Raw genomic sequence first — 17,559 nt, 5'->3', positions numbered from 1 at the left:
CCGCCTCCAGCGCGGCGCCGTAAAGGGCCGACAGCATTTCCGGCCGCGCGCGAACCGTATCTTCGGTGACCAAGCAGGTCGGCAGATTGTTCTTCACGCCAAACGAGATCGCGTCCCGCACCAGCTTTAGCATCACCGGCTCGTCCCACTCTTCCGTGTAAACCCGAATCGGACTCGACCCGATGAACGCCATAACCTCGATCTGGAGCCCGGTCTTCTGAGAGATGTCGACGATCGGTTGGATATCCTGAACCATCGTCCGCGCCGCGCAGTTCGGCCGGAGCTTCATTTTCGCCGAGACGATTTCCTTCGCGAGCGCCGTCACGCTCTCCGCGACATGAGGTCCCGCGCCGGGCAGGCCGATGTCGGCGGTTCCAATCCCGAGAGCCTCCATTAGGTGTAAAATTTGGATTTTCTCTTCGCGTGTCGGATCGGTGATCGACGGGGACTGGAGGCCGTCTCTCAGTGTTTCGTCGTTCAGAACGAACGATTGCCGGGGGCGAGGATGTTGAACGAATTGATTCCAGTCGTAGATGATCTCTTTCTCGTCCATTTCTTTCGGCCTCTTTACTTCCCGGCGGCCTCCAAAATCACGGCGATCCCCTGTCCCCCGCCTATGCAAGCGGAGCCGAGGCCCCATCGTTTCTTTCTCCGGCGAAGTTCCATCAAAAGCGAGAGTGTAATCCGGGCACCGCTGGCACCTAACGGGTGCCCCAACGCGATTGCCCCTCCGTTGACGTTTAATTTCTCGCGCGCAATACCGAGTTCCCGCTCCACGGCGATCGTCTGAGGAGCGAACGCCTCGTTCACTTCAATGAGGTCTATGTCACCCAGTGTCTTCCCGAAATCGGTGAGGGCCTTTCGCGCCGCGGGGACCGGGCCAATTCCCATAATGTCCGGATCGCAGCCGCTGACGCCGTAAGCGACCAGCGTTCCTAAGTATGAAATTCCGCGTTTATCCGCTTCGTCTTTGGCCATAACAACTAGGGCTGCGGCGCCGTCGCAAATTCCGCTGGCGTTGCCGGCCGTGACGATTCCGTTCTTCTCAAATACCGGCGGTAATTTCGCCAGCCCTTCCATCGTCGCATCGGATCTCGGGTGCTCGTCCTTTGCGACCACCACCGGCTTCCCTTTCTTATCGCGCGTCTCGACGGCCACAATTTCTTCCCCGAGCCGGCCCGCTTCCTGAGCAGCTTTGGTCATCTGCTGGCTTCGAAGAGCGAACTGATCGGCCTCTTCCCGTGTAATTTTGTATTTCCGGGCCAGATTTTCGGCCGTGTTCGCCATCATCAGGTTGTTGTAACTATCGAGGAGCGCCTCCCAGAGATAATCATTCATCGAAGATTTTCCGAGCGGGAGACCGAGCCGGGCGCCGCGAACCGTGTGAGGCGCTTGCGTCATGTTTTCGGTCCCGCCGGCCAAGACGATCTTGGCCCGCCCCAACAAAACCTGCTCGGCCGCCGCCACGATCGCCTGGAAACCGGAACCGCACAAACGGTTGAGCGTCAGCGCCGGAATCTCCTTCGGAACGCCGGCCTTCAGTCCCACGTGACGAGCGCAATAAACCGCGTCGGGGCTGGTCTGCAGGACGTTTCCGAAAATGACTTGGTCGATTTCCTCCGGTTTAACGCGCGATCTCCGCATCGCCTCTTTGGACGCGACGACAGCCAGGTCCGTGGCGGAGATATTCGTGAACGCACCGCAAAACGTTCCGAGCGGCGTCCGAGCGCCATGAACCAGGACCACTTCTCGATCGCGTAAATTGATGCCCTTCATCCGTCCGCCTCGAACGCCGTGATGTAACCCTTAATCGCGGAGGCGGCAACTGTAAGAGGAGAAGCCAAGTAAACCTGTCCGGGACCGGAGCGGCCGGGGAAATTCCGATTCTGAGCCGAGATCGTAATCTGCTCCTTGCGCGTCGAGGCGCCTGGACCTGCGTTGATACACGCGCCGCACGACGGATCGATGACCTTGGCCCCCGCCTTGAGAAAGAGATCCCGATAGCCCTTCCGGATGCAATAGTCGCGCACCTCTTGGGAACCGAACTGAATGAAAAACTCCACGTTCGGGTGAACGTGCTGGCCGCGATCCATCGCACTCTTCAAAACGCGGGCGTACATCTCCATATCCGCGGCCTTGCCGGCCGTGCAGGAACCTCCGTAAGCGATGTCGATCTTTACCGGCTCTTTCAAATCCGTGACCGAAATTCCATTTCCCGGATCGCCCGGCGTCGCGACCAGCGGCGAAAGCTTCGAAGCGTCGAACCGAAGGGTTTCCGTATAGACGGCGCCTTCGTCCCCCTGCCACGACTCGCACAGTTTCTCCGCTTCGGCCCGGTTCAACCCTCGCCGTTCCACCAAGAATTCCGCCGTTTTTCGATCGGGCGCCACGATGCCCGTAAACCCGCCGATTTCCGCGGCCATGTTCGTCATCGTCGCCCGCTCGTCTATGCTGAGCGCCGACACCGCATCTCCCGTATATTCAATAATCTTTCCGATCGCCCTTCCGGAACGAACGTAAGGGTGCGCCAAAATGGCTAAGATGTAATCCTTCGCCGCGAGATTCCCTTTCGGCTTTCCGTCCACGACGACGCCCACGGTTTCCGGCACGCGAACGCGCACATCTTTCGTAATCCACGCGTTGAAAACGTCCGTCGTCCCGATCCCGAAGGCGATGCAACCGACCGCGCCCGAATGGGGTGTATGGGAATCCGAGCCCACGATCACCTGGCCCGGCAAGGCGTAACTTTCACAAATCTTGCTGTGGCAGATGGCGTCCGAGCCTTGCCCGGGGACTAATCCATGCAAACGAATACGCTGCTTGCGAGCAAATTCCTCCTGCCGCTTTCCCAGGCCATGCGCCAGATCGAGTAGTCCCATCTTTCGTTTCTCTTCGCTCATCACATCGTCAATGAACGTGAGATGGTCCTGGAAGAACAGAATCGTGGAGGGGTCCGTCACCCGCTCCGCAGCTCCCGCCAATTTTTCGAAAAAGATCGAAGCCATCGGCGTCACATACTCGTGACTGAATCGAAGATCCGTCCGAACGAAACCGGTATCTCCCGGCTGAACCGCCGAGACACCCACCTTGTCCGAAGCAAGATCCGCTACCATATGCCGAGCAAAGATTTTCTCGCCCAACGTCATGGGCCGTTGTTTCGTCTGAATGGGCGGGATCGCAACCTTCCCCTGAAGTCGCGCTACATTGAAATTGAACAACCCCCCGTGCGATATGATTTCGCACGTAATCGGGTCTTCGTCCTTCATGAATTCGGTCAGCGGAATCTTCGCTCCCGACCGAATTCTTTCGATCAAATCGAAATTCGTGCTGGTCAAAAGCCCCAGGTTTTGACAGTTCTGTTTGTAGATCCGCTCGATGTTTTCCGCGATCACCAGACGAATCCCCGCGCACATTTCGGCATAGGGGGATTGTTCGCGGCTCGATCCCTTTCCGCGCCGCTTGCCGGCCGCGGATGCCACAAATCCGGCTTTCTTGACGTCGCCCCATTTGATCGGAAATTCGCCCCCCGCACGAAGACCGACGTAAGGGACCTCCCCGAGCGTTTCGTCGAAATAAAAGCAGAGGTGCGCCGGCGTGATTTCATCGGTCGAAATATCGTCTCGAAACTTCAGGTCCTTGGAATAGGGCAGATCCTTTCCCGCCAGCTGTTTTTGAATGGCCTGGGCATCATCCACCAGCAGAAGAACGCGCCCCTTCAGGTCCACGACCTCGGCCCGCCTTTCGATCTTTCGCTTGAGAAGGCTCGCAATCATGGCGGCCAGAACACTAAGGCCCGCCTATATCCCCTGTCAACGCTAACAGGCTGCTCTAAGAGTCTCATTTCTTTTGTGATCACCTCATTCGAGCGCACTTTTCAAAACATCTGGCGACGATTACCCCCGTTCCGGCATCCAGCTAGTCAAAGGTCGTCCTCGTCAAAGAGAATGGAACAGAGCTTTTGGTGACGCGGGCGTCTCGGAGGCCGTCTCATCCATGGGTATTATGACGAGACGGCCGAGAGCCGAGCCGCCGATCGGCGCGTAAATCCGATCGGACGGCGTCCCGCGGAGCCAAAGGCTCTGCGACATTCTCTTTAGCGTTAAGTAGTACTTTCTAAGGGTTAAAAACGGCGTGAAATCAAGAGCCTCTCATACTTGCAAGGAACCCCCGCTTCCTTTACAAGGCACCGAACATGCCGGGACCGATGCGCTCCGCAATCACCGGGGTAACGATGTTTCACCCTTCTCGCGTGGTCACCAACAAGGACCTCGAAAAGTTGGTCGACACGTCGGATGAGTGGATCCGCACACGCACGGGAATCTCCGAGCGCCGCTACGTGGACGAGGGTCAGGCCGCCAGCCATTTGGCCGTCGGCGCCGTCGAGCAGCTCCTTCGGCAAACCGACACTTCGCCGGAAGAAGTCGAACTGATCGTCGTCGGAACCGTCACCCCCGACATGTTGTTTCCCGCCACGGCTTGCCTCATTCAGCAACAGATCGGCGCGAAAAAAGCCTGGGGGTTCGATCTCTCGGCGGCCTGCTCCGGTTTCGTCTTTTCGTTGGCCACGGGAGACCAGTTTATCCGCAGCGGGAAGCACAAAAAGGTCATCGTCGTCGGCGTGGATATCATGACTTCCATAACCAATTTTGAGGACCGGAACACCTGTGTTCTGTTCGGAGACGGCGCGGGCGCGGTCATGCTCGAACCGGTCTCAAAAACGGCGGAGCTGGGCATCCTGGACACCGTCTGCCATATCGACGGAACGGGCGCCGAATTTCTCTACATGCCTGCGGGAGGCAGCCGCAGGCCTCCGACGGCGGAGACCGTGGAAAAGAAAATGCACTTTGTTCACCAGGAGGGAAAGCAGGTCTTTAAATTCGCCGTATGCGAGATGGCGAACGTGACGGAAGAAATCTTGGCGCGGAACAACTTTCTGCCGCGCGACATCGATCTTTTTGTCGCGCATCAGGCGAATTTACGAATCATCGAGTCGTGCCAAAAACGGTTGGGACTTCCCGACGAGAAGGTCGTCGTGACCATCGACAAGTACGCCAACACGACTTCGGCGACGATTCCGACCTGCCTCGCGACCGCCGTCGCCGACGGCCGGCTGACAAAGGGAAAATTGGTTTTGATCACGAGTTTCGGAGCGGGTTTTACGTGGGGTGCGGCTCTGGTCCGTTGGGCTTATTGAGAAAGGAGCAATTCACATGCAAACGATCTATTGGGAAATTATTCACACACCGTGGGGGAAGTCGTTTGTCGCCGCCACGGATAAAGCCATCGTCCGCTTGACGCTCCCCGGAAAGAGCGAACGAAAAGAGTTCGGTCCGCTGAAAAAAGACCGCAGCGTGGAATTGGTTCGTAAACAGACGCCGCTGATCGAACAGGCCGGCCGCCAGATCATCGAATACTTCACCGGCAAACGACAGGCGTTCGATCTGCCGCTGGACCTGCGCGGAACCGATTTCCAGAAAAAAGTCTGGCGAACGCTGCTGCGCATCCCCTACGGAAAGCAATGGTCGTATCACGACGTGGCCAAAGCGATCGGTAAACCCAAAGCCACGCGAGCGGTGGGCCTCGCCAACAACGCGAACCCGATTCCGATCGTGGTGCCGTGCCACCGCGTGATCGGGAAAGACGGCTCGCTGGTCGGCTACGGTGGCGGTCTTCCGCTTAAGACCCGGCTGCTGGCGCTGGAGTCCGGATCCACGAGCTGAAATCGTTCGATTTCAGCCCCACGACTCCCCGCTGGGCTCTCCTCCCGTTGCAGAACTCCAGCGCCCGAGACAACCCAGCCAAGAAGGGAAGATCTCCCCTTCATGGCAGTATTGCGAATTGATATAATATTGATATAAAATGACTATGTATGGATGGGACCCCAGGAAATCTGCGGAAAACAAAGAAAAACATGGGATCTCGTTTGAGGAAGCACAAGATTCGATTTTTGAAAAAAAGAATGTCTTGGCCGTGGGTGTTGCGCATTCCAAAGGGGAACTTCGTCATGCGATCATCGGAAAATTCAAAGACAGATACTATGTGGGAATCTTTACCATCCGAACGGGCGAAATTCGCATCATTTCGGTGAGGAGAGCGAGACATGAAGAAGAGAGACAAGCAAGATCTAGAGGACTTTGATCAGGCATTCGAGCGGGGGGAAGTATCCATCGACTTCTCCAAAGGTTTGGTTACCGAGGGTTTGAGTAAAATGGTCAAACTCCCTCCCATTGATATTCCTTCTTGGCTAGCTGTTGAGATTGAGAAAATTTCAAAACTCCAGGGAAATTCTCGGTCCTCTGTGATTCGTCAATTATTGTCTGCGGCCGTAGAAGGACATCGAAAAGCAGCCGGTTCAACGTAAGACCCGGCTGCTGGCGCTGGAGTCCGGATCCACGAATTGAAATCTTCCGATTCGAGCCGGTCGCGCGTCAGATCGCACCAGAGAACGAGGTTCTACGAAGAAGCTGCACAGCTCGAATGAATTCTACTTGATCGGCCAAGGTTTAAATTTCATTTTACCCATAAACCAGGCTTTTTTCTGAAGTTTCACCAACCTATTTAATTTCTCTTCAAGGGGTAGGGTTTTGTATGTGGCATCCAGCGCAGCTTTATCCCTCTTCATTCGTCGCAGGAACACTTCCATGGAAGGATATCGATGTTTATTCATAGTTAACGATCAGATTTTTTTTCATTTTATCCCATTTCCGAGACAAACGGAATCGGCTTAAAATCGAGAGCAGCTTTTTTTCATTAAATGTCTTGTCTTCGAGTAAGATGCGCAGACGCTCCAAATATTTTGGTTTTCCGAGTTGAATCATGATTGCCATCAGATATTCCAAATCGAAAAGTTTGAACCGGGAATGATGCAGGGAAACCGTAATCGCCTTTTCAAAAGCTTCTCGACTTAAATCGTCATACGGAATCAAGAATTGGACGGGATAACCTTCCACAAGAATATGTTCACCTTGAACCAGAGCCTTTTTCTGTTTCACCAAATAGTTATATATCGGAGACAGGTCGATCAATGTGGAGGGCGAAGCCGTTGTATAAACGAAGACGTCGATGTCTTCCGTGAACGTTGGTTTCGAAAAATAAAGTAAGGCCGATGCCCCCCCAATTACATAATCTTGGATGACTCCATCCTTTACCATCTTGGTCAGTACTTTTAATACGAGTTGCAATGGAACCTTTCTAAGTCGGGCGTTCGGAAGGATAACAAAAAGCGACACCCGAGTAATCTGCTGAAATGGGATAGCTCATCTTAAGAGGCGCCTGTTTGCGCTGGAGTCCGGATCCACGAACTGAAATCTTCCGATTCGAGCCAGTCGCGCGTCAGATCGCACCAGAGAACGAGCCCCTGATACGATCCGTGCGGTTTGTATCGCCGCGCGATCGTCTTGTCCGACGGGATTTTTTTCATGCCCCACTGTCTTTTGAGCGTCCCGCGCGCCCAACTGTCCAGGCCCAGATACTCGTATCGCCCCAAAAACTTAAGCAGATTGTCCGCTACATAGGGCCCCGCCCCTGGAACCGACAGAATTTCTTTTCGAAGGTTTTCCGTAGGAAGAGACGGGTCGCGCCATTTCTCGGGATCGAGGTTTCCGTTCACGATCGCCCGGCCGATCGTCCGAAGGTGGGGCGACCGGTAACCGGCGCGAATTTTAGTTCGAAAGAATTTTTCGGTTTTGCCGGCGAGTGCTGCGGGAGTCGGAAAGGCCCGAGATCCATCCGGAGCAGAATCTCCCAATTCCTTCATCAATTGGTCGATCATCAAGCGCGTAAACGCCCAACTGCAGTTCGTCGTCAGGATCAGTTTGATTAAATCTTCAAAAACGGTCTGGCTCCGAAGAAGCCGCCCCATTTTTCTCTCTCCGATCCATGGACGATCATTGCCCGCCGTATGTGTATAAAACTCCGTCAAATCATCGTCCAAACGGAATATCCACCTAATCGCTTGAATCACTTCATCCGAGATGTCGTCCGCTTCGATCCGCAGACCATCGGCGGCCGGCGAGATCCGCAAGGTCGCCACAGTCTTTTTGGTGCGCACCGCGACTTCCGTGGTCCCGTCCTCCGCCAGGACACAAAAGGGAGTCAAATCGGCCCACCCGTGGCTGAAGACGACGGCACGAAGATCGTACGGACCCCGAGAAGAGAGAATTTTGATCAATGATAGGCCGGAATCCCGGTCAGCGTTTCGCCGATGATCAATTGATGAATATCGTGTGTTCCTTCGTAGGTATACACCGACTCCAAATTCGCCATGTGCCGCATGGCGCAGTACTCGTCCAGAATTCCGTTCGCGCCGAGGATGTCCCGACTTTTGCGCGCCGTTTCGAGGGCGACCCAGACATTGTTCATCTTGGCCATCGATACCATCGGCGCCGTGACCTTTCCTTCGTCCTTCAAACGTCCCACCCGCAGCGCCAGCAACTGGCCTTTCGTGATTTCCGTCGCCATCCATGCGAGTTTTTGCTGGACGAGTTGGAAACTGGCGATCGGTTTGTCGAATTGAATCCGGCTCTTCGAGTAACTCAAGGCTTCGTAAAAACAAGCGTGCGCCGCGCCCAGCGCCCCCCAGGCGATTCCGAAACGGGCTTGCGTGAGACAACCGAGCGGCCCCTTCAGGCCCTTGGCTTCCGGCAATCGGTTTTCCTCCGGCACTTCGCACCGGTCGAATGAAAGTTCAGCCGTATCCGAAGCGCGAAGCGAAAGCTTTCCCTTCACTTCGTTCGCCGTAAATCCGAGAGTGCCTTTTTCAACGATGAATCCTCGGATTCCGTCGTCCGCCCGGGCCCAGACGATGGCGATGTCCGCGATCGTGCCGTTCGTGATCCACATCTTCGTGCCGTGAATCACCCACTTGGATCCTTTTTTCTCGGCACGCGTGATCATACCCGCAGGGTTCGACCCGAAATCCGGTTCGGTCAATCCGAAGCAACCGATCACCTCGCCGCGCGCCATTTTGGGGAGCCATTTGTTCTTCTGCGCCTCGGAGCCGTACGTGTAGATCGGATACATGCAAAGTCCGCCTTGAACCGAAGCGAAACTTCGTAATCCCGAGTCCCCCCGTTCCAATTCCTGCATGGCCAAACCATAGGCCACGGCGTTCATCCCCGCGCATTCGAACCCTTTCAAGTTTGCCCCCAAGAGGCCGATTTCCGCCATCGGCTGAATCAACTGTCTGGGAAATGTCCCCTCGCGAGCGTGCCGGTTGATGATGGGAAGGACCTTATCCTGAACGAAAGCGCGCACGGTATCGCGCACCATTCGCTCCTCCTCGCTGAAGAGTTCGTCCATTCGCAAAAAATCGAGGCTCTCAAACGGTTTCACGTGGATGCCACCTTTCGTCCGCTCTGGGTTTTGCGCCCCTGTCCTCGAGCGGCGGATCCGGGGCCCTTCTCCCGCGATCCGCCTCCATTGTCCTGTCTTTTTAATACCAAAGAAAGCGGCGCGTATTCAATTCCCAGCGCCTGGGCGACGGCTGGATGCGTGACCTTTCCTCCGTAGGTATTCACGCCGAGCGCCAAAACGGGATCATCATTTACGGCGGTCTCTATTCCCCGTTCCGCGAATTTCTTCGCGTACGACAGCGTCGCGTTCGTCAGTGCGAATGTCGACGAATGGGATACGGCTCCAGGCATATTCGAAACACAATAGTGAACCACACCGTCCACCAAATACGTCGGCTGATCGTGCGTCGTCGGTTTCGACGTCTCGACGCACCCCCCCTGATCCACCGCCACATCCACGATCACCGATCCGGGGGACATCCGCGAAACCATCGACCGGCTGACCAGCGTCGGTGCCTTGGCCCCGGCGATCAGCACCGCCCCCACGAGAAGATCCGTGCGGACCACCGACTCCTCGATGTTGAGGGAATTGGATTTCAGCGTCGTGATCCGGTTGCCGAAGATGTCGTCGAGATATTCCAGACGATCGACGTCCACGTCGATGACGACGACATCGGCTCCCATTCCGACCGCTATTTTGCATGCGTTCGTCCCGACGACGCCGGCGCCGATAATCGCAACCCGTCCGCGCCGCACTCCCGGCACGCTCCCGAGCAGCACGCCCTTTCCGCCGTGATCGCGCTGCAAGTAAGTCGCGCCGATCTGAACGGACATTTTCCCGGCGACTTCGCTCATCGGCTTGAGGAGCGGCAACGAACCGTCCGGTCGCTGAATCGTCTCGTATCCAATCGATGTCACTTTTTTGCGGAGCAGAAGTTCCGTCAACTTCGGCGCGACGGCCAAATGAAGATAGGTATAAATGGCCTGTTCCTCGCGGATCAAATCGAACTCATCCGCCACCGGCTCTTTCACTTTGATGATGAGGTTGGACTTCCCCCAAATTTCGCCCGCGTTACCGACCACGGTTCCGCCTACTTTCCTGTAATCCGCGTCGGAGATGCCGCTTCCGGTCCCGGCTCCGGTTTCCACCAGAACGTGCGCCCCTACTTCCGTGAGAGCGCGAACGCCCGCGGGAACCAAACCCACCCGATTCTCTTGCGGCTTAATTTCTTTCGGTAGACCGATGATCACTACGTCCCTCCGTGTTCGGATTGCCGAGGCAGACTCTTGTAATCAAAAGGACCCTCGATGGCAACCAAACCTCCCAGTGAAAACTGGAGTGCGCAACTTTGCCGGTTCTCTGCTCACTTACGTATGACACTAGAGTTACGGTATGCGCATGATTTCGGCAGAAACGACCTGCACTTGGGTGGTATTTGTCCATAATATCATTAAGTTAAGGTACGTCACGGGGCGTCAGAAAACTGGCACAGACACTGCTCATTTGAAGCGGGATGGTCTGGAGTCCCCCGGACGACGAGTCTGCCAAGGAGCCCCAAGCTGAACCGAGCCCGGGCAGTGCTCTGTCTCCTCAAAAGGAGCAAGTCGCTGCCGAAAGCCCCGGCGGTTCATTTTTCTCGCGTTTTCAATGCAGTCGCTGCGGCACCCCGTTTTCGATGAGCGGATCGCTTGCATCGGTTCTTACGTTTGAAAGTCGATGCAAAGGCTGTCACGAACCGGTGGCCCTTCGCCCCGTTCAAACCCAAAGCGACATGGAAGTGATCGAACTGATCGGTTGCGACTATGCCGGCTTCGATCTGGCCGGAAGCCCCACCGAGATTGTCGAGGAGGAGCTACCGAACGATTCTCAAAGTACGCCGGATCTCCTGCGCGACTGGATTTCCCAAAGTTCAGACAGCGGGGGGAAAACGCGTCTAGACGTCGACCCGCTCGGTGGAGAAGAAACTTTCTTCGATGGCCTTATCGCACAGTGGCGGGTTCGCCTCCGCAACGGAGAGGAATTCACGTTCCAATATTTCTCGGAGGTTCGTAAATGGATTCAAGAGGGAAAAGTTCGAGCCGGAGATCAGATCATCCCGGCCGACGGCCGCACGTATCGGATCGAATCTTATCCCGGCACCGCGGATCTCTTCGGAAATCCGTTCGCCCGGACGGAGGCTCGGTTCGGTATGCAAGCGTCGTCGCGATCTCGGCCGGTGCCCCGCCGCAATTTCAAGTTCCTCAAGCGTCTGGCCGGAGCGGTGGCCGTCGCCGCAGCCGTTGCGGGGGCTCCTTCGGCGTACCACCTCTGGCAAATCCACCAGGGTCGCGCGTTGGTCGAACAACTGGTCGAAAACGTGGGTCCCGTCTCTTCGGATCATCTCGTCTCCGCTTTATTGAACGCCAAAGACCTCCTTCGACAAAACACGCCGGAATTGTTTCCGCGCGCCACCCACGAGTTTCTCAAGGCTCTCGCCATTCGCCCCGAGGACCCCGAGATTCTTGCCGGCCTGGCCGAAACCTGGATCGAGACCGCTACTCTCACTTCGGATCGAGAGGACTTACGGAAGGCCAAAGGCATCATTAATTTTGCCAAAGCCATTGCGCCCGAGAGTGCGTTGGTTGCGCGAGCCGAAGCTCGCTTCCTCTGGAGAACGGGAAATCCCAAAAAAGCTCTCGAATTGCTCGAGCAGCGCCTCTCCTCCGAAGCGGGCGACCCGGATACCCACGCGTTGTTGGCGAAGATCGCGCTGGATCAAAATGATTTCGTGGCGGCGACTCTTCACTTCGACCACGCGTTGCAAGCCGACCCGACCAACCCCGCGTATTTGGAATCTTTCGTTGAACTTTTTGAGAAGCAGGACAAATTCGCGAAGGCCGCCGAATACTTAAAGCGGGCGGAAGCCCTGGCGATGGATAAATCGCCCTATACGGACCGTCTGGCAAGACTTTATGAAAAGGTCCGGGACTTCGACTCCGCTGAAACCGTTCGCCGTCGCGCCATCGCCCGCCGGGAAAATCTGGAAACCAATCGCTTGGCCCTCATTCAGCTCTTGGCGAAACAAAAACGGAACCAGGACGTCATCAACGAATCTCTGACCTTCTTCTCTCAACACCCGAACGGAGACCATTATCCGGAGGTGCGTGGGATGTACGAGGCCGCACTCAATCAAGTCGCGGCGGCGCCGGTCGGCGGCGACTCCTCGTCGAAAACCAACAGCACCAAGAGCAGCGTCCGGCGTTCGCATCGATCTTCTCGCCGGTAGGTTAGAAGAAGTACTCCTCTCGATCGTTCGATGTTACGTTCTTGGCTCAATCCCAACGTTCTTACATGGCGAATCCAGGAATTCTTGTCGTCGTACCGACATACAATGAAGCGGAAAATATCTTGCCGCTGGTTCGGGCCCTGTTGGCGCACCCAGCCGACCTCCACGTCCTGGTGGTCGACGATCAATCCCCGGACGGAACGGGAGAACTCGTAGAAGCGGAACAGAGTCGGATGCCCGCCGCCGAAAAACTTCGACTGCATCTTTTGCGGCGACCCGAAAAACAGGGTCTCGGAAACGCGTACCGCCACGCCATGGTTTGGGCCCTCGAACAGGGCTATTCGAAAATCGTTCAGATGGACGCCGATTTTTCCCACTCGCCGGAGGATCTACATCGCCTGTTGGAGGCTTCCGATTCCAGCGACCTCGTCCTCGGTTCGAGATACATTCCAGACGGAAAAATCGTCGGATGGTCCGCGTACCGACAGCTCTTGAGCCGGTGCGCGAACATTTATGCTCGATGGGTCATCGGCCTCCCCCTTCACGACTTAACCGGCGGGTTTAAATGTTACCGGCGAGAGGCCCTTCTCGCTTTGGACATTTCCACACTTCATTCGGGGGGGTACACCTTTCAGCTCGAAACCACGACACGCGTTGTTCGGCAGGGGTTCCGTGTCAGCGAGGTTCCGATTACCTACCGTGAACGGGTTTCCGGAAAGAGCAAAATTTCGTCCGTCCGAACCATCGTAGAAACGTTGGCTCTCGTCCTGCGTCTCGGACTTCAGCGAACGGGGTCTACTCGTACGACGTCTTGAGTTTGGATTCGCGCTGAAATCGCTCCAAAGCAAGCGTGATCAACCGGTCGATAAGTTCCGCATACGATATTCCACTCGCCTCCCAGAGTTTGGGGTACATGCTGATCTTCGTAAATCCGGGGATCGTGTTGATCTCGTTCACAATGACTTCGCCGTTTTCCTTCACAAAAAAATCGACGCGCGCCATTCCCTCGCAGCAAAGAACTTTAAAAGCTTGAACCGCCAGCCCTTGGACTTTTCGCTTCACGTCTTCCGGAAGCTTCGCCGGGATTTCGAGCCGGGCCCCATTTTCGTCGATGTACTTCGCCTCGTAGGAATAAAACTCATGCCGGGGAATGATCTCCCCGGGAACGGAGGCCTTTGGATCCTCATTGCCCAAGACCGCGACCTCAATTTCCCGCCCCTGGATCGCTTCCTCGACGATTACCTTGTCGTCAAATTGAAGGGCTTCGTCGATCGCCGGCTTCCATTCTTTTTCGCCTTTCACTTTACGAATCCCCACGGACGAACCGGAATTCGCCGGCTTGACGAAGACGGGCGAGCCCAGTTTCTTCGTCACGTCGCCGTATCGAACGGACGTGGCTTCGCTCCTCCCGTACACGGCAAATTTTGCGATCGGAATGCCGGCATCTCGGAGCAACCGCTTCATGACGTCTTTGTCCATACCGACGGCGGAACCAAGAACACTTGCCCCCACAAACGGAATGTTCGCCAATTTGAGAAGCCCCTGAACCGTCCCGTCCTCACCAAAGGATCCGTGGAGAATCGGGAAAATCACGTCCAGACGTCCCAACGGATCGGCCGACTTCACCGTCATCAGGGGTTCGGTGGGATTGCCTGGGATCAACGCCACGTTCTCCGCCGCCTTGTTCAATTTGATCAGCTTCGGGTTGCTTTCATTCAAGAGAAAATTCGCCGAGCGACTCAGCGTCCATCGGCCGCTTTTGTCGATGCCGATCAAGACAACGTCGTATTTCTTTCGATCGAGCGCATCGACGATGTTCTTGGCCGACTGAAGGGACACTTCATGCTCCACCGAACGGCCGCCGAAGAGCACACCCACGCGTATTTTCCGGGACATGGCCGACATCTTGTCGGTAAATGCGCGATTTGAAAAGACTTACTATGGTTCGGCGGTCAATTGGCGGAGTAGTCGCTCCGACCTTCGGTGATGGGGATCGACTTCAAGCGCGGTCTTCAGGCGCTCGACCGCTAGGGCCTTGTCCTTCTTTCCGTCTGTCCGAGTAGCGGCGATCGCCGCGGAGTTATACAACACCGATGCGTTCTTCGGATTGAGCGCTTCGGCCCGAGAAATCGCTTCGTCCGCTTCCGCCCAGCGCTTCCGCTCCGCCAATTCAATGGTTAAGTCCAGCCACGCCCGCCAACGTGACGGTGCTTCGCGCGTGTCCGCTTGCCACAACTCCAACGGATGCGCCCACAAGTAAATCTGTTGCGAGGATCGCCATCCAAAAAACAGAAACAACAATGTCGCTGCACTCCATCCGACCCAAGCCCGCCTCTCTGTGAATGCACTCAACACGCTTGCGAAAGCCAGCGAAAGCCCCGGGATTGCAGGATAGAGGAGACGAGTGGCCTGAAGATCCAGCATCGGCACCACCGTGTGCGTCGGAATCAGCGCCGCAATCGCCCAAACGACCCCCAAAGCGACACGGCTTCGCCGAAAGCTCCACAGGATCGCAAGGAGGCCGAACAAAAGAATCCATCCAGTCGACACGGCCAGGAGACTCAGCATCCAGGGCGAAAGGTCACGATCGGGTGTGAGCGGCCAAGGCCATAAGAAAAGCGACAGATGGAGGGGAACATGCGTCCCTTGTTGCCAAAGGTACCGCCACCACGGTTCGACGATCTCCCCAACGGTTCCGATATGGGGGGAGCGGAAGACCAGATAAAGGAAAGGCACGGTAATGGCCGTCGCCAGGACCGCGACCTGTCGCAAGCGGCTCCAACCGATTCCACCGTGCGCCTGCCGCCACCGGTCGAATAGGAGCGCCAAAGCCACCGAACCGATGGCGTCCTCTTTGCTCCCCATCGCGGCGACAAGCGAAAACAGACCCGTGAAAAAAATGATTCGCCCCCTTTTTTCAAAACAAAGAAACGCGCAAAGAGAAAAGAGAAGAGAAAGAAGGCCGGACCGACTGTTGAAGTACGCCACGGATTCAACGGCCAGAGGGTGAATCTCAAAAATTGCGGCTGCGATAAATGCAACAATCGCCGAACCGGTCATCCGCAAAAGGAAGAGGTAGAGAAGTACGGCCGCCAAAAGTTGCAATACCACATTCCCTGCATGAGCCATCGTGGGATCTGTTCCGAACCAACGCGCTTGAACGGCAAGAGACAGATTGTAGATCGGCCGCGTCTCCTGCAGGCCGTTCTTAAAAATGTCGCCCACGTTTTGCGGATGGAGAATCCGTTCGTTCTCTACGAAATGAAGATAATCATCGTAAACAAACGGCGCCCGCAGCGTTGGGTAGTACAGTGCACTCCCCACTATCAACAGAAGCAGAACGTGAAGCGCGAATTTTCTCAAAGCCACGTGTGCGTCCGTTGCGTAATGAGCCGTGCGGCGAGTTGGGACAAAAATAACATTACGGGTGGCGAGGCGGGGGTCCCCATTGCGAGCACCGCCGAGCAATGGGGGTGCACGCCGAGACCGGAGCCCGTAATGGTATTTTTGGATAGCCTCTTCGAACCCCTCTCATACGAATGAGGGATTCTAGACGAATTCGAGCGTTTTTCGCGCTTCCCGATAACTTTGAAACGCTTCCGCCGTTTCTTTCGATCGCTCGTCCATCTTGGATTTAAGTCGGGTCAGCACTTCGCGATTGCCGCGCAAAACCATTGCCGCGTCTTTGCGTGTGAGCGTAAAGACCTCCGTGTCCGTTTTGGCCCGTACGGTGGCCGTCCTCGGTTTTCCGGTCAGCATCGCCACCTCGCCCACGTACTCTCCGGGCCCGAGCTCGCCGACAAGCACGCGATCCTTTCCTTGCTGAACGGTGACGATGAGCCTGCCTGCCTTAATAAAATACATTTCGTCTCCATCGGTCCCCTCAGCCATGACGGTGTCATCCATTTTAAACTTTTTGAGCCGGACGAGAGCGGGAAGCTTCGCCCGCTCCTCTTCCGTCATCGCCCGAAACACCGGAGACTTGGCGACAATCGTATCGATGAGCCTTCGGCGCAGGTAATCTTCCAAAACGGCCCATATGTGCGGGTGCTTCGCCGCGATCGTTTCGAAATCCGCGCTCGTGATCTCCAGCAATTCGACGTCCGTCTTCGTTTGCACCGAAGCGTTTCGTTGGCCGTTCGTCAGCAAGCCGAACTCGCCGAAGAAATCGCCTCCCCGCAGCTTCCCGAGAACCAGCTTTGAACCGTCCGTATCCTTCGTCAAAACTTCGACCCAGCCGTCCGCAATGATGTACATCGATCGGCCGACATCCCCTTCCTCGCAGACGAAAGCTCCGGAGGGAAAGCGCCGTACGGCAAGCCGTTCCAAAACCGCATGGAGTTCTTCCGTATCCATTTCGGAGAGCAGCGGAATCGCACCGACTTTTCCCAAAGGCGAGCCGAGGGGATTTTCCTCCGGTTCCGCGGTGAATTCGACCTCTTTGGGATTACGAAACGGTTCGGGCGGTGAATCCACCGTCCGGGGTTTGGCCCCGGAGATGCTGACCGTCCCTCCGATGAGCGCATCGTCCACACGGTGATCCATTGCCAAAGGTTCGGCTCCCGATATGGAAATCGCCGACCGTTCTTCAGCCGTGGGGCTTAGCGGTTCCACCTCCGGCAGCGTGCGCGCCTGTACCCCTTGCTTTGAATACAATTCCGCCAGTTGGCGCTGGACACCCGACTCGGTCGGATCAATTTCCAGAATGATCTTTTGAATCGCGATCGCCTTAGCCCAGAAACCGTCGCTCGCGAACATTTTGGCCACTTTCTTGTACTGCTCAACCGATTCCTGTTTCATGTTGACGCGCCTATAAAGATCGCCGATCCGCTGTTCGATCTTCGGGTCTTTTTGGATCAAGCCGGCCGCCTCTCGATACAGTTCCAGCGCCTTTTTCCACTTCATCTGGGCGTACGCTTCCTCCGCTTTGACCTTCAGTTTGTGGCCTTTCGGATCGACTTTAATGGGAGGCATGGTTGGTTGGGAGTCTAGGTATCGCT

16 protein-coding genes are annotated in these 17,559 nt (G+C 56.0%); 5 read left to right on the top strand and 11 right to left on the bottom strand.

The window, feature by feature from the left end; all coding sequences use genetic code 11:
* The 4 genes from VI895_04685 to VI895_04670 form a co-directional block, all read right to left on the bottom strand.
* On the bottom strand, window positions 1–553 hold a 553-nt coding region (locus VI895_04685), incomplete at its 3' end, for a 2-isopropylmalate synthase (GenBank protein ID HLG19098.1).
* 14 nt (window positions 554–567) lie between these two features.
* Window positions 568–1,776, bottom strand: a complete 1,209-nt coding sequence (locus tag VI895_04680) for an acetyl-CoA C-acetyltransferase (GenBank protein ID HLG19097.1) — start codon at window positions 1,774–1,776, stop codon at window positions 568–570.
* Entirely contained in the window at window positions 1,773–3,773 is a 2,001-nt protein-coding gene (locus VI895_04675) for an aconitase family protein (protein ID HLG19096.1), read from the bottom strand. Before VI895_04675 ends, VI895_04680 begins: the two co-directional genes overlap by 4 nt.
* 162 nt (window positions 3,774–3,935) lie before the next feature.
* On the bottom strand, window positions 3,936–4,088 hold the full coding sequence (locus tag VI895_04670; protein HLG19095.1) for a hypothetical protein: 153 nt from the start codon (window positions 4,086–4,088) through the stop codon (window positions 3,936–3,938).
* Between the two features lie 104 nt (window positions 4,089–4,192).
* On the opposite strand from VI895_04670, the gene VI895_04665 reads away from it, so the two are divergent.
* From VI895_04665 to VI895_04655, 3 genes are all read left to right on the top strand, one after another.
* Entirely contained in the window at window positions 4,193–5,194 is a 1,002-nt protein-coding gene (locus VI895_04665) for a beta-ketoacyl-ACP synthase III (GenBank protein ID HLG19094.1), read from the top strand.
* Between the two features lie 16 nt (window positions 5,195–5,210).
* Window positions 5,211–5,720 (top strand): methylated-DNA--[protein]-cysteine S-methyltransferase, encoded by a 510-nt coding sequence (locus VI895_04660; protein HLG19093.1) that lies wholly within the window; start codon window positions 5,211–5,213, stop codon window positions 5,718–5,720.
* Window positions 5,721–6,100: 380 nt separating this feature from the next.
* Window positions 6,101–6,361 carry a hypothetical protein gene (locus VI895_04655; GenBank protein HLG19092.1) on the top strand — a complete coding sequence of 87 codons (261 nt, stop codon included), beginning with the start codon at window positions 6,101–6,103 and terminating at the stop codon, window positions 6,359–6,361.
* Between the two features lie 298 nt (window positions 6,362–6,659).
* Here the strand turns inward: VI895_04655 and VI895_04650 are convergent, their stop codons facing one another.
* The 4 genes from VI895_04650 to ald all read right to left on the bottom strand — a co-directional run bounded on the left by VI895_04650 (window position 6,660) and on the right by ald (window position 10,544).
* Window positions 6,660–7,181, bottom strand: coding sequence for a hypothetical protein (locus VI895_04650; GenBank protein HLG19091.1), 522 nt, complete (start codon window positions 7,179–7,181; stop codon window positions 6,660–6,662).
* Window positions 7,182–7,261: 80 nt separating this feature from the next.
* Window positions 7,262–8,170 carry a hypothetical protein gene (locus VI895_04645; GenBank protein HLG19090.1) on the bottom strand — a complete coding sequence of 303 codons (909 nt, stop codon included), beginning with the start codon at window positions 8,168–8,170 and terminating at the stop codon, window positions 7,262–7,264.
* Window positions 8,167–9,300, bottom strand: a complete 1,134-nt coding sequence (locus tag VI895_04640) for an acyl-CoA dehydrogenase family protein (GenBank protein HLG19089.1) — start codon at window positions 9,298–9,300, stop codon at window positions 8,167–8,169. Before VI895_04640 ends, VI895_04645 begins: the two co-directional genes overlap by 4 nt.
* 29 nt (window positions 9,301–9,329) lie before the next feature.
* Complete coding sequence (gene ald / locus VI895_04635) at window positions 9,330–10,544, bottom strand: alanine dehydrogenase (GenBank protein ID HLG19088.1); 1,215 nt, start codon at window positions 10,542–10,544, stop codon at window positions 9,330–9,332.
* A 425-nt stretch (window positions 10,545–10,969) separates the two neighbouring features.
* On the opposite strand from ald, the gene VI895_04630 reads away from it, so the two are divergent.
* Both VI895_04630 and VI895_04625 read left to right on the top strand, forming a co-directional pair.
* Window positions 10,970–12,559 carry a tetratricopeptide repeat protein gene (locus VI895_04630; protein ID HLG19087.1) on the top strand — a complete coding sequence of 530 codons (1,590 nt, stop codon included), beginning with the start codon at window positions 10,970–10,972 and terminating at the stop codon, window positions 12,557–12,559.
* Between the two features lie 41 nt (window positions 12,560–12,600).
* On the top strand, window positions 12,601–13,374 hold the full coding sequence (locus VI895_04625) for a polyprenol monophosphomannose synthase (protein HLG19086.1): 774 nt from the start codon (window positions 12,601–12,603) through the stop codon (window positions 13,372–13,374).
* On the opposite strand, the gene ddlA is transcribed toward VI895_04625, so the two are convergent.
* The 3 genes from ddlA to VI895_04610 all read right to left on the bottom strand — a co-directional run bounded on the left by ddlA (window position 13,355) and on the right by VI895_04610 (window position 17,533).
* Window positions 13,355–14,455, bottom strand: a complete 1,101-nt coding sequence (ddlA, locus tag VI895_04620) for a D-alanine--D-alanine ligase (GenBank protein HLG19085.1) — start codon at window positions 14,453–14,455, stop codon at window positions 13,355–13,357. The two genes, VI895_04625 and ddlA, sit on opposite strands and share 20 nt — an antisense overlap.
* Window positions 14,456–14,497: 42 nt before the next feature.
* On the bottom strand, window positions 14,498–15,928 hold the full coding sequence (locus VI895_04615; GenBank protein HLG19084.1) for a hypothetical protein: 1,431 nt from the start codon (window positions 15,926–15,928) through the stop codon (window positions 14,498–14,500).
* A gap of 180 nt (window positions 15,929–16,108) precedes the next feature.
* Entirely contained in the window at window positions 16,109–17,533 is a 1,425-nt protein-coding gene (locus VI895_04610; GenBank protein HLG19083.1) for a cyclic nucleotide-binding domain-containing protein, read from the bottom strand.
* Window positions 17,534–17,559: the final 26 nt, after the last annotated feature.

The sequence above is a fragment of the Bdellovibrionota bacterium genome, assembly GCA_035292885.1.
Classification (GTDB): domain Bacteria; phylum Bdellovibrionota_G; class JALEGL01; order JALEGL01; family DATDPG01; genus DATDPG01.
This window is presented reverse-complemented; position numbering and strand designations above follow the sequence as displayed.

Excerpts from the sequence above, each read along its gene's own strand:
- VI895_04680 (HLG19097.1), bottom strand. The coding sequence starts at position 1,776 with ATGAAGGGCATCAATTTACGCGATCGAGAAGTGGTCCTGGTTCATGGC.
- VI895_04675 (HLG19096.1), bottom strand. The coding sequence starts at position 3,773 with ATGATTGCGAGCCTTCTCAAGCGAAAGATCGAAAGGCGGGCCGAGGTC.
- VI895_04670 (HLG19095.1), bottom strand. The coding sequence starts at position 4,088 with ATGTCGCAGAGCCTTTGGCTCCGCGGGACGCCGTCCGATCGGATTTAC.
- VI895_04665 (HLG19094.1), top strand. The coding sequence starts at position 4,193 with ATGCCGGGACCGATGCGCTCCGCAATCACCGGGGTAACGATGTTTCAC.
- VI895_04660 (HLG19093.1), top strand. The coding sequence starts at position 5,211 with ATGCAAACGATCTATTGGGAAATTATTCACACACCGTGGGGGAAGTCG.
- VI895_04655 (HLG19092.1), top strand. The coding sequence starts at position 6,101 with ATGAAGAAGAGAGACAAGCAAGATCTAGAGGACTTTGATCAGGCATTC.
- VI895_04640 (HLG19089.1), bottom strand. The coding sequence starts at position 9,300 with ATGGACGAACTCTTCAGCGAGGAGGAGCGAATGGTGCGCGATACCGTG.
- VI895_04630 (HLG19087.1), top strand. The coding sequence starts at position 10,970 with ATGAGCGGATCGCTTGCATCGGTTCTTACGTTTGAAAGTCGATGCAAA.
- ddlA (HLG19085.1), bottom strand. The coding sequence starts at position 14,455 with ATGTCCCGGAAAATACGCGTGGGTGTGCTCTTCGGCGGCCGTTCGGTG.
- VI895_04610 (HLG19083.1), bottom strand. The coding sequence starts at position 17,533 with ATGCCTCCCATTAAAGTCGATCCGAAAGGCCACAAACTGAAGGTCAAA.